The following is a 12,011-nucleotide window of genomic DNA, read 5'->3' on the forward strand; positions in this document are numbered from 1 at the left end:
GGGCCGGATTGCCTGGCGGTCATGCACGCGCTCAGTCCGGTCTCAGCCGATTCAGAGCTTCTTCGAACGCCGTCTCTCCGCGGCGCGAAATGCTGGCGATGCGGCCGCCATCGAGCGTGGCGATCACATCTGCGATCTCCGCCTCGCGGCGGATATGGGTGGCGATGACAAGCGAGCGGCCGCTCGCCTTCTCGGACAGGCGGGCCATGACATCGAGTGCCGTGGCGCGGTCGAGGCCCTCGGTCGGCTCGTCGAGCAGCCAGAGCGGCGTGTCGCGCAGGAATAGGCGGGCGAGCGCCAGCCGGCGCGACTGGCCGCCCGAGAGGCCCATGCCGCCTTCGCCGAGACGGGTGTCGAGGCCATCGGGCAGGGCGGCGATATCGGCGAGCAGGCCGGCGGCGGCGAGCGCGGACTTTAGATCGGTTTCGGTCGCGTTGGGACAGGCCAGACGCAGATTGCCGGCGACAGTGTCCTGGAAGAGCTCGGTGCGCTGGGTCAGGAGAGTTGCCGTGTCGTTGGCGACCGTGCCCTCAAGTGGTTCGATCTCGCCGGCGAGCAGGGCCAGCAGTGTCGACTTGCCGGCACCGCTGGCGCCGATGACCGCAAGCTTTTCGCCCGGTTTCAGGGCGAGGTTGATGTCGACGAGAACTGGAGTTGCGGCTGCATCGTAAGCGGCGCTGACACCGGTGAGTTGAAGCGCCAGCCCTGCGGCGGGGGCCGGGTGTTGGCGCGCTGATGTCTCGTCGGCCAGGCGAGGGCCGATGCGCTTCGCCGCCAGCAGCGTGCGTCCGAGTTCCAGCGCACCGCGACGCAGCGCACCGAAGGGCTCGACGGCGGCGAAGACGATCAGGATGCCGAGGGCGGCGACCGGTGCTGTGATCGTGTCGGCGCCGGCGAGGGCCGCGACGGTTAGCAGCGCACCGGTGAGCAGGAGTGTCGAGGCGATGCCGAAGCCGAAGGTCACGGTGCTCTCGATGCGGTTCAGCCTGTCGTCGGCATCTTCGGCATAGAGGTCGGCGGCGGCTATGGCTGCCGTCTGCGCCTCGATCCTGCCTGCCATTAGCAGGTCCGACTGGCCGGCGACGAGGTCGATGGTGCGGGCACGCAGCGCCTCGATGCCATAGGCGCGGCGCCGGGCATGGGTGGCGGCGAAGCGGCCGGCGCAAAGGGGGATGCCGAGGCCGGCGACGATGAGGAGCAGTGCCGCCGAGAGGCCGAACAGGGGATGCATCAGGCCGAGCGCGATGCCTGTGGCGACGGCGGCGAGGATCGCGACGCCTGCGGGCACAAGCACGCGGAGATAGAGAGAATCGAGCGCATCGATGTCGCCGGTCAGCCGAAACAGCAGGCGGGCGGGGCGTCTTGCGAGATCACGGGCAGCACCGGCCTTCGCCCAGCCGCGGAACAGGCGTTCGCGCAGGGCGGCGAGCACGGCGAGCGTCGCGTCATGCGTCGTCAGCCGCTCGCCATAGCGCGAGGCGGTGCGGCCGATCGCCAGCAGGCGGATGCCTGCCGAGGGGGCGAAGACATCGAAGGTGATGGCGGTTGCAGCAGATGCGCCGGCGATCGCCGTTGCCGTGATGAACCAGCCGGAGAGGCCGAGCAGCGCGATGCCGGCGGCAGCCGTCGCGGCCGACATGACGGCGCCCAGCAGCAGGCCACGCTTCTTCTCCTTCATGAAGAGCTTGAGAATGGGTTTCAGATCGGTCAGCGACGCGCTCATTCGGCGGCCTCCCGTGCGGGTTCCCGATTGAGATGGATCGTCCTGCCCATGCGGGCGGCAAGGCGTGGATCGTGGGTGGCGACGAGCAAGGTTTTGCCCTTGGCAAGCGCAAGCAGGCTCTCGGTGATGTCGTCGGCCGTTGCGCTGTCGAGATGCGCGGTCGGTTCGTCGGCGAGGACGATCAAGGTCTCTGGGTCCACGGCGGCGCGGGCGATGGCAAGCCGCAGCGCTTCGCCACCCGAGAGGCCGGTTCCGCCATCGCCGAGCGGACGGTTGCGGTAGGCGCTTGCGAGCCGTCCGAGTTGGGCGGCGTCGAGTGCGGCGGCGGCCTGTTGCGCGGAGACCTGCGGGCGGCCGAGCGTGACGTTGCGGGTGATGCTGCCGGCGAAGATATGCGGCTTCTGGCCGATCCAGGCGATGCGTGTTCTCGACGATTGACCGGCCGGTTGCCCACCGATCTCGACGCGGCCGCTTTCGCAAAGCGCGAGGCCGGCGGCGAGTGCCAGCAGGGTCGATTTGCCCGAGCCGCTTGGACCCAGCAGTGCGACATGTTCGCCGGCGCGGATATGGAGATCGAAGCCCTCAATGGCGGATGTATCGCTGCCGGGGTAGCGGAAGGCGACGGCGTGGAAGAGGATGTCGGCGGCCAGTGGGCCTTGAGCGGCTTCTCTCTGCGGCAGCAGCATTCCGTCTTCGCTGAGCGCATCGAGCGCCTTCATCGCCGCTTCGCCCGAGGCGCGGTCGTGCCACACGGCCGAGAGGTCGCGCAGCGGCTCGAAGAAGGCGGGTGCGAGCAGCAGCACGAAGAGGCCCGATGTGAGGTTCAGTCCGCCAGTCCAGGCGCCGAAGCGGATCTCGCCGAGCAGCGAGAAGCCGACATAGACGGCGACCATGGCGACGCCGAGAGCAGCGAAGAGTTCGAGAACCGCCGACGACAGGAAGGCGATGCGCAACACGGCCATGGTGCGGGTCTTCAGGTCCTCGGCATCGGCGCGAAGCCGCGTTGCCGTGGCATCCACGGCCTCAAGAGCGCGGATGGTGGCGAGGCCGCGCAGGCGATCGAGCAGGAAGCCGTTGAGGCCGCCGGTCGCGGCCAGCTGCTTTTCGCTGGCTGCCTGCGCGCGCCAGCCGATCAGCGCCATGAAGACGGGGATGAGGGGCATGGCAAAGAGCAGCACGAGGGCGGCGATCCACGAGATCGGGAAGACGCAGGCGAGGATCACAAGGGGCACGGCGCTGGCCTTGAAGCGGGCCGGCTGGAAGCGTGCGAGATAAGGGACGATGAGTTCCGCCTGTTCGCCGACGATGCTGGCGGCCTCGCCCGATGTGTGGCGGGTGCTGTCGACCGGTGACCGGCGCGCAAGGGCTTCGACCGCGCGGGCGCGCCTCAGGGTGAGTTCGGCGCGGGCGGCGCGAAAGGCGAGGCGGCTGCCCGCCGCGTCGAGACAGCTTTTAAAGACGCCAAGCAGGGCGATGAGGATCGCCGGCCAGATGACGGCCTCGACCCCGCCACCATTGGCGATGCGGCCGACCGCGACGGAAAGCAGCCCGGCCTGAGGGATCCAGAGGAGGGCGGCGAGCGTCTGGACCAGCGCGGCGTTGCGCAGGTCAGACGGCTGGCTGGCGCGCTTGCGCCGTCCGTCGCGGGCCTTGTCTTGCTTGGCATCGAGAAAGGCACTGGTCATGGCGCTAACTCTTGTTCGCAGGATTGGGACGGCGGTCACGGCCGAGCGAGATGACCCGGTCCTTGGCCTCAAGCAGCTTCGTCACTTTCGCGCCTAGCGAGAGTAGCGTTGCAAGCCTTTCTGTTTCAAGTTGTTTCACATCGTCATACCAATGTGTCAGCTGTTCAATCAGCGCATGCATTTCGCTCATGCGTTCCTGCGCATGGCGCTCGGCCTCGCTTGCCGGCCGCTGCATCAGGATTTCGCGCAGCACCGAGAGGGTCGGATCGACCTCGCGCTTCTTGCGCTCTTCGGCGAGCGTGCGCAGGATCAGCCAGACATCGTCGGGCGTGGTGAAGAAGTCGCGGCGGTCGTCCGGCCGGTGCCTGAGCAGCACCAGGTTCCAGGTCTGCAACTCGCGCAGGCTCATCGAGACGTTCGAGCGCGAGATGCCGAGCGCGTCGGCGATCTCCTCCGCGCAGAGTGGCTGAGGGGAGACGTAGAGCAGCGCGTAGATCTGGCTCACCGTCCTGTTGATGCCCCAGCGCGAGCCCATCTCACCGAAGTGCAGGACGAAGGATTGGACGAGCGGCGCAAGGTTCATGGTCAGGTTTCCGTTATGACTGTGATTTCAGAAATTTCTGAAATCACAGTGCGCAGTGCGTGGCTGACAACCGGCAGACCGGGGCTGCTGCAATTGGCGCCGGATTTGACGATAGTCAGCTTTTCGCTTGGGTTTATTGATTCAGATCAAATGGCCGAGGAATGTTTGGCCTTGCCCTGCGCGAGGTAGCGATCAAACTTGGCGGCGATGGTGCGCACGAAGGGGCGGCCTTCGTCGGTAACCACGAACCTGTCGCCATCGAAGGCGACGAAGCCATCCTCGTTGAAGCTCGCGTGCAGGGCGTCGTTGCAGGCATCGTCGGCGGCCTTGCCGAAGCGGGCGCGCAGTTCGGTGACCGAGAAGGCATACTGGCACATCAGCTCCTCGATCGCCTGCGCGCTGGCGCGGTCGGCATCCGAGAGCGCGAAGCCCCGGGCCACGGGAAGGCGGCCTTCCGAGATCGCCCGGCAATATTGTCCCGTCGCGACGATGTTCTGGACATAGCCCTGCTGAAGCTTGCCGATCGAGGAGGCGCCAAGGCCGATCAGCGTATCGGCGCCATCGGTCGTGTAGCCCTGGAAGTTGCGCTTGAGCGCGCCGTCGCGCAGCTGGCGGGCCATGTTGTCGTCAGGCTTCGCGAAGTGGTCGATGCCGACGGCGTCATAGCCTGCGGCAAGGATGGCGCCGGCGCCGGCCGCGGCCATCGCGAAGCGGTCGGCGGGGCCGGCAAGGGTCGCGGTATCGATCACCGACTGGTGCTTCTTGACCCAGGGAACGTGGGCGTAGCCGAACATGGCGATGCGATCGGGCTGCATCGATAGCGACAGCTCGATCGTGCGCAGCAGCATGTCGCGATCCTGATGCGGCAGGCCGTAGACGATGTCGAGATTGATCGAGCCGATGCCGAGTTCGCGCAAGGTCCGTACCACCATCTCCGTCTGCTCGAAGCTCTGCGGTCGATTGATCGCGGTCTGAACGATCGGCTCGAAATCCTGCACCCCGACGCTAGCCCGCGTCATGCCGAAATCGCGCCATGCCCGGAGCTTCTCGGCATCGACATGAGTCGGGTCGATCTCGACGCTGATCTCGCAATCGGGACCGATGTCGAAATTGGCGTCGAGCGTCGTGCGCAGGTAAGCGAGGTCTTCGGGGCTGACGATGGTCGGCGAGCCGCCGCCGAAATGGATGGCTGCGACCTTTCGCCGTAGCGGGAGATATTTTGCAACGAGCGCGATCTCGCTATTCAAGGCTTCCAGGTAGGTCGCGATGGGGTCGTAGCGGCGCACCTGCTTGGTATGGCAACCGCAGTAGAAACAGAGCCGGTCGCAGAACGGAATATGCACGTAAAGCGATAGTGCGCCTTGTGAATTTGCTTCGAGCCACTGCCGGTAATCCATCTCGCCGACGCCCTCGTGGAAGTGCGGCGCGGTCGGATAACTGGTGTAGCGAGGTACGGGGGCGGAATAGCGGGCGATGAGATCGGCGTTCATGAGCGGGTCCTTTCAAGGACCGAAATAACGGGGGTTTTCGATGACTGCCTTGATCTCGATCAAGAAAACGCTGTTCTCCGACGACGGGCTTGGCTATGCTCCCGGCGGAGCTGGTTGTATGCGAAAAGATATACATAATTCTAATATTCCAATACGTTGCGTAAGCTGCGAAGTCCGCCACAAGGGTATGTGTGGCGCGCTGACTGGCGACGAATTGCTGTCTCTTTCAGCCCATACGCGGCTGGTCACGCATCATGCCGGCGAGGAGCTGGCCGGTGAAAAGATGCCGGTCGAATCCTACGCCACTGTCATCAGCGGCGTGGTGAAGCTGACGAAGACGCTCGAAGACGGACGCCAGCAGATCGTCGGCCTACAGTTCGCCCCCGATTTCCTCGGCAGGTTGCATGCCAACGAAAACGGTGTTTCTGCCGAGGCCGCCTCAGACGTTCATCTGTGCCGCATCCCGAAGGCCGCCATGGAGCGGCTGGTCAAGAGCACGCCGGCGCTCGCCGAAAGGTTGATGGACCAGACGATGCGCGAGCTCGATGAGGCCCGCGACTGGATGGTGACGCTGGGCCGCAAGACGGCGGCGGAGAAGGTCGCGAGCTTCCTGTTTCTGATCGCGACTCATCTCGATCCCGAGGCGAGCGGCGACAGCCGCCGCTTCGACCTGCCGCTGTCGCGTGCCGATATCGCCGATTTTCTCGGCCTGACGATCGAAACCGTGTCGCGGCAAATGTCGAAGCTGAAGAGCGAAGGCGTCATTTCCATCGTCGCCAACCGGCACATCGAGGTGGCCAAGCTCTCCAAGCTCAAGGCCTGCTGCGGTTCCTGACGGCACTGGCCCTCGCGCCCTGCGAATGCGTGTTGCCGAGGCGGGCTGTTTTGTGCAGGAGTGATGGTTTCCATCATTGATTTGAGAGCCTCCATGCCTGCCGCCCAACCCAATCTCCTCGTCTCCCGCCTGTCTCCTCCACCTATCCCGTCAGTGCTCGCATGGGCACGCGAATACAAGGGAGCCAAGGGGCCGCTGGTCGATCTCTCGCAGGCGGTTCCGGGCTATCCCGCGCATCCCGAGATGCTGCGACTGCTGGGTGAGGCGGCGTCGTCGCCCGCGACCACTGGCTATGGTCCGATCGAGGGCGAGGATGTGCTGCGCGAGGCCTATGCCCGGCAGATGTCCGACGTCTACGACGCGCCGGTCGCTGCCCATAACGTCCAGATCACCGCCGGCTGCAACCAGGCCTTCATGGCGGCGGCTATCGCGCTCGTGGGTGCCGGAGACAGCGTGGCGCTGACCAATCCCTTCTATTTCAACCAGGAAACGACCCTGTCGATGCTTGGCATCAACAGGGTGCTGGTCGAATGCGACGCCGATAACGGCTTCCTGCCCGACATCGCTTCGGCCGAGAAGGCGCTCGCCTCGGGCGCCAAGGTGCTGGCGATCGTGACGCCGAACAACCCGACAGGCGCGATCTATCCGCCGGAGCTGCTGCGCGCTCTGTTCGACCTCTGCCGCAGCCATGGGGCGTGGCTGATCGTCGACGAGACCTACCGCGACTTCCTGCCGGATGGGTATGGCGCGCCGCATCCGCTGCTTGCGATCCCCGGCTGGGAGGAGACGCTGATCCTGCTTTACAGCTTCTCCAAGTCCTTCTGCATTCCCGGTCACCGGCTGGGCGCGATCACGGCCGGGGAGCGCGTCATCGCCGAGATCGTCAAGGTGATGGACAACATGCAGATCTGCGCGCCGAGGGCTGCCCAGGTGGCGGTTGCCGAGGCGATGCCTGTTCTGGCCGAGTGGCGGGCTGCGAACCGACTGGAGATCGCCCGGCGGGCCGATGCGCTGCGGGCGGTGATGGCGGAACTGCCCGGCTGGGAGATCGGTGCGCTTGGCGCGTATTTCGCGTTTATTCGCCATCCGTTTGCGGATTTGAGCTCGTCCGAGGTTGCCGAGCGGCTGGCCAAGGAGACTGGCGTGGTTTGCCTGCCGGGGAGCTATTTCGGGGTGGGGCAGGAGCGGTATCTGCGGTTGGCGTTTGCCAATGCGGATGCGGTGTCGATCAGGCGGTTGGTGGAGCGGTTGCGCTGACGTTGCTTTGGGTGAGGCGCCGGAGATTGGGCGTGGTGCCGTGTGGCGCCCCCCTCTGTCCTGCCGGACATCTCCCCCACAAGGGGGGAGATCGACTCGTGGCCTGCTTTCTAACCAAACAGTGAGGTGGAGAGAGTGGGTTAGCCCAGCCAATCTCCCCACCTTTGGGGGAGATGCCCGGCAGGGCAGAGGGGGGTATCCCACGGCAAAACCTCTCTTTAGGCACCTCACAGCCGTATGCTATATTCCAGCACACGACACGTCATCACAGAGGTCTCCCATGCCCCGATTTCTTGCCGTCTACACCATGAAACACGAGGACTTCGACGCGTTTCGACGTCTTCCGAAAGCCGAGCAAGACGCCATCGATGCCAAAGGTGTGCCGCAGTGGATGGCCTGGGAGGAGCGGAACGCGGCGGTTATCCTCGATCGTGGCGGCATGGTGGGGAAGACGACGCGGGTCAACAAGGACGGGGTTGCGGAGGCTTCCAATACGCTCTGCGGCTATCTGGTGGTCGAGGCGGAAAATGCCGAGGCCGCGGCACGACTTTTCCTCGATCATCCCCATATCACCGTCTTTCCAGGAGACGGTGTGGACATCATGCCGTTCGTGACGTGATGTCGTTGCGGGTGTCGATCTAGGCGGTCATCGCCCTATCATCCGGAACGTCACGCGGCGCCGGCGTCATCTTGATCACGCCGCGGGTGCGATTGCGCCCCGCGCTCTTGGCTTCGTAGAGCAGCTTGTCGGCCCGTTCATAGAGCGTTGCGAAATCCTCGTCGCCGACGATGCCAGTCACGCCCATGCTTGCGGTCACCGGCCGTTTGAGGCCGGGCACCGTGCGGGCGACGATGGCGGGAATGGCCCGGCGGCGCAGTTCCGCCTGGGTGTCGGCGTCCTCGCCGCGCAGGAGAAGCACGAATTCCTCGCCGCCGAGGCGATAGGCGCGAACGCTCGGGCCGGGCTGGAGCGCATTGGCCACGGCCTTCAAGACCTCGTCGCCGACGCTGTGGCCGTTGATATCGTTGATCGCCTTGAAATGATCGATATCGATGACCGCAAGGGCTGAGAAGCCTTCGGTTCGCAGCTGCTCGAATTGCAGCTCGATAGCCCGGCGGTTCAGCAATCCCGTCAGCGGGTCCGTTTCGGACAGGCGTTCGAGCAGTTCGGCGTCGTTGCGGGCGCCGTCGCGCTCGCGCTTCATGGTGACGAAGCGTTCGGCCACGCCAAGCGTCGTGAACACGACCTCGCACATGCAGCCGACATAGAAGAGCAGGGTGGCGTCGGTGCTGTGCAGCCATGGGACGACGCCCGTCACCAGACGGATCAGGCCGACCACGACCATCGGCGCGTAGCCGATAGCCTGGAACCGGGCGGCGCGGCTTCCGCGACGCAGCGCATCGATCATCGACAGGATGAAGATGGCAAGCACCGGCGCGAAGGCGGCCGTATAGGCGCTCGACTGGATGGGGCGGGCGACGAAGGGGAAGGCGGCGTGAAGGACGCTCAGCGCTATCGCCCATGCCGCGCAATAGGGGAGCACGCGGCGCAGCAGCGGATGCATGAGACCGGGCTCGACAAAGCTGTAGGTAAACATTGCTCCCGACGCGATGGTCATCCCGAAGATCACCGTCGTCATCCAGCTCAGGGTCATCGCCGGCGGATCGAAGAGCATGACCGCAAGGCCTGACGTTACCAGAATGGTCATCAGCAGCGAGAATGTCAGCGCCGAATGCCAGAGGACGAAGGGTTCGCGCAGCGCCCGGTAGAAGGCCGCGTTGAAAATCAGGGGCATGACGAGCATGCCGGCAAGGCCTGCCAGAACAAGCAACAGGCGCATGTCGCCGATGCCGCCGGCTGCATCCGTTGGTGACAGATAGGCCCGCTCCAGCGTCATCCGGTGGCTCGGCAGGTCGATCGCGGCGATGACCTGTCGGGTCTCGCTGGTCATGTCGGGCAGGGGCGCCTTGAAGTAGCCGCCGGCCATGGAGCTTGCGAGTGCGGCTGCGGGAATGGTGTCCTGGCGCACCGTGCCATCGCGATCGATCACAAGCAGATGGATCGCCTGAAGTGCCGCGCGCCTGGAGAGCAGATAGTGTGGAAGGGGTTCACCGGCTTTGATGTCGAAGCGGAGCAGCACGCGTTCGGCATCGATGGAGCGGGCCTGGTCGCGGCAGGACCATCGATCCTGGTTCCTGCCGATCGCAACCACGTCTTCCGACAGGCTGGCGGAGGCCCAGCAAGAACTGCGTGTCTCGAAAGAATCCGCCGGCGCAGCCGATGCGGCGCTGAATTGCAGCAGCATCACCATGAACAGAAGGGCAGCCGGAAGGCTATTTCGAAATCCACTCGAAGTCATGGCTCTAGGCTAGGGCGGAAAGCTTTTGATGCCGTTAATCGGGGCAGGTGAAAGTAAGCCATGGCCTAGTCGAGTGGCCGATCATGTTATTGGGAGGGGCAATGGACAGGGCTGTCTACCAGTAGTGTTAGGTCTAAATCCAGCGATAGCTATCGGCTAGCAGCCTGAATATGGCGATGAACATTGGAGCGACAGCCGCTAGAAATGGTGGTAGGAGGAACGCGACCGCCTTTGCTTTTTCGAGGTGCTTCACTGGCGGGTCCAAAGTCACAAGAAACAAGCCCGCCACGATCATTACCGCGAAAAAGAAACAGGCTACGGCCAATTTCAAGAAGCGTGTAAATTCATCCTCGGAACTGGCTTTGGCTCGCTCAGTTTGAAACGTGAGGTCCAAGTCCGGACGGAAGTTCCAAATGAATGAGACAATGGCCAACGGCATGCCGAGCAACAGGCAATCGAACGGTGACAACGTCAGATCGAAGGCAAACATCGCCGCGCGAAGCAGGATGTAGGCCCCAATGATTGCGCATGCCGTAAAGTTGCCCCGTCTGTTGTAGGCCGCTTTATTTATCATGCTTGCTCCGCGTTACTAATCTCTCATCAATGAGCATAACCCTGACGCGATAATTCAACGATAATGCAACCTATAAAAATCTATCAACCATGGCGTAAGCAATGTCACAATCCTGTTCGATTTGATGTTTAGAGCGCAGGAATCGGCACAGAGGATCGTCGGATGGCAGAAGAGAAGTCGCTTGAGTTCGCGGGTGGGATCGTCGATTTCGATGCCGGGCACGGCGAGGCCGCCACCGTCGAGATGAAGGACTACAGCGACAGTCTGGAGCGCGCCAAGGCGAAGTCCGTGCGGCTCGTGGATGCGATCACCGGCGCCACGCTCAAGAAGAAGGACGCCATCCACTTCGATGATCTGCGCCCTGCGCTGGCCGAGTTCATGCGGCAGAAGCATCCGGGCCTGCACTCGGACGACTATATCAATCGCAAGGTGGTGGACGATTATCGCGGCCAGTACATCGCCGAATTGTTGCGCGACGAACGCGGCGAGCTCTCCAACCTCGAGGACGAGGTTGTCGAGAGCCTCAGGAGCCACGATACGCTGGCCGAAAACATCGAAGAGGACTACGAGGAGCATCGCTCGATCGGCGACCGCGTGGCCGATGTCGTCGCTACCTTCGGCGGCAGCTGGACCTTCATCATCTCCTTCTGCCTGTTCCTGGCCGTCTGGATGGGCATCAACCTTTTGATGGGCGAGCGGCAGGCCTTCGACGCCTACCCCTTCATCCTGCTCAACCTCATCCTCTCGACCATCGCCGCCCTGCAGGCGCCGATCATCATGATGAGCCAGCGCCGCCAGGAATCGAAGGACCGCCTGCGTGCGCTCAACGACTACAAGGTCAATCTCAAGGCCGAACTGGAAATCCGCCATCTGCACGAAAAGGTCGATCATCTGCTGAACCGGCAGTGGGAGCGGCTCACCGAAATCCAGCAGATCCAGATCGAGATGATGCTGGAACAGGCCAAGGCCGCCAACCGCGCGCTGAAGCTCAGCAAGGCGCAGAAGACCAAGACCAGCGCCTTGAAAAACCTCTTCAGCGCCGCGCCGAAGTCGGATGAAACGGACGGCTAAATCGCAGTGCTGCCGGCTCATCCTCATTGTACAAGTGCCCCAAAATAGCCTATAAGATTCCGCTAGATAGCTGCTCATGATGGTTCAACATCAGGTAGCGTTTTCGATGCCGATAACGGCAAATTGTGGGAGGAATAGACGATGAAAACGGTTCTCATTGCTGCAGCCTTGATCCTGTCGGCCGCGACGGCGCATGCCGCCGACACATGCGCTTCCAAGGCGATCGACAAGAACGGCAAGCCGTTGGCCGGCGCTGCCCTCACGTCGTCGATGAACAAGTGCCAGAAGGACGCCGCCGCCGCTTGCGACATGTCCGCCAAGGACAAGAACGGCAAGGCGCTGGCCGGTGCCGCCAAGACCGCCTACACCAAGAAATGCGTGAGCGATGCCGTCGGCGGCTGATGCTGTCTGATACAAGCACGACCACTATCGG

11 protein-coding genes are annotated in these 12,011 nt (G+C 63.7%); 5 read left to right on the plus strand and 6 right to left on the minus strand.

All coding sequences use genetic code 11. The features are described 5' to 3' along the window. Positions 1–31: 31 nt before the first annotated feature. The 4 genes from cydC to hemN all read right to left on the minus strand — a co-directional run bounded on the left by cydC (position 32) and on the right by hemN (position 5,481). On the minus strand, positions 32–1,723 hold the full coding sequence (cydC, locus tag ACIQUB_RS02360) for a thiol reductant ABC exporter subunit CydC (RefSeq protein WP_113236553.1): 1,692 nt from the start codon (positions 1,721–1,723) through the stop codon (positions 32–34). Next, on the minus strand, positions 1,720–3,408 hold the full coding sequence (gene cydD / locus ACIQUB_RS02365; RefSeq protein ID WP_113236552.1) for a thiol reductant ABC exporter subunit CydD: 1,689 nt from the start codon (positions 3,406–3,408) through the stop codon (positions 1,720–1,722). Before cydD ends, cydC begins: the two co-directional genes overlap by 4 nt. Positions 3,409–3,412: 4 nt before the next feature. Continuing rightward, positions 3,413–3,991, minus strand: coding sequence for a GbsR/MarR family transcriptional regulator (locus ACIQUB_RS02370; RefSeq protein ID WP_113236551.1), 579 nt, complete (start codon positions 3,989–3,991; stop codon positions 3,413–3,415). A gap of 146 nt (positions 3,992–4,137) precedes the next feature. Next, on the minus strand, positions 4,138–5,481 hold the full coding sequence (gene hemN / locus ACIQUB_RS02375) for an oxygen-independent coproporphyrinogen III oxidase (RefSeq protein WP_113236550.1): 1,344 nt from the start codon (positions 5,479–5,481) through the stop codon (positions 4,138–4,140). Positions 5,482–5,668: 187 nt separating this feature from the next. Between hemN and ACIQUB_RS02380 the strand changes: the two genes are divergently transcribed. The 3 genes from ACIQUB_RS02380 (at position 5,669) to ACIQUB_RS02390 (ending at position 8,192) form a co-directional block, all read left to right on the plus strand. After that, positions 5,669–6,316 (plus strand): Crp/Fnr family transcriptional regulator, encoded by a 648-nt coding sequence (locus ACIQUB_RS02380; RefSeq protein ID WP_113236549.1) that lies wholly within the window; start codon positions 5,669–5,671, stop codon positions 6,314–6,316. A 93-nt stretch (positions 6,317–6,409) separates the two neighbouring features. Beyond that, positions 6,410–7,573 (plus strand): aminotransferase, encoded by a 1,164-nt coding sequence (locus ACIQUB_RS02385; protein ID WP_402928577.1) that lies wholly within the window; start codon positions 6,410–6,412, stop codon positions 7,571–7,573. Between the two features lie 280 nt (positions 7,574–7,853). Beyond that, positions 7,854–8,192, plus strand: a complete 339-nt coding sequence (locus ACIQUB_RS02390) for a hypothetical protein (protein WP_162737416.1) — start codon at positions 7,854–7,856, stop codon at positions 8,190–8,192. A gap of 19 nt (positions 8,193–8,211) precedes the next feature. On the opposite strand, the gene ACIQUB_RS02395 is transcribed toward ACIQUB_RS02390, so the two are convergent. Further along, on the minus strand, positions 8,212–9,933 hold the full coding sequence (locus ACIQUB_RS02395; RefSeq protein WP_402928581.1) for a diguanylate cyclase: 1,722 nt from the start codon (positions 9,931–9,933) through the stop codon (positions 8,212–8,214). A gap of 133 nt (positions 9,934–10,066) precedes the next feature. Then, on the minus strand, positions 10,067–10,507 hold the full coding sequence (locus tag ACIQUB_RS02400) for a hypothetical protein (protein ID WP_402928583.1): 441 nt from the start codon (positions 10,505–10,507) through the stop codon (positions 10,067–10,069). A gap of 162 nt (positions 10,508–10,669) precedes the next feature. Between ACIQUB_RS02400 and ACIQUB_RS02405 the strand changes: the two genes are divergently transcribed. Together ACIQUB_RS02405 and ACIQUB_RS02410 are read left to right on the plus strand one after the other, a co-directional pair. Beyond that, positions 10,670–11,578 (plus strand): DUF1003 domain-containing protein, encoded by a 909-nt coding sequence (locus ACIQUB_RS02405; RefSeq protein WP_113236546.1) that lies wholly within the window; start codon positions 10,670–10,672, stop codon positions 11,576–11,578. A 141-nt stretch (positions 11,579–11,719) separates the two neighbouring features. Next, positions 11,720–11,980 carry a hypothetical protein gene (locus ACIQUB_RS02410; RefSeq protein ID WP_112982045.1) on the plus strand — a complete coding sequence of 87 codons (261 nt, stop codon included), beginning with the start codon at positions 11,720–11,722 and terminating at the stop codon, positions 11,978–11,980. Positions 11,981–12,011 lie beyond the last annotated feature (31 nt).

Source organism: Rhizobium sp. NPDC090275 (genome assembly GCF_044772225.1).
Classification (GTDB): Bacteria; Pseudomonadota; Alphaproteobacteria; order Rhizobiales; family Rhizobiaceae; genus Rhizobium.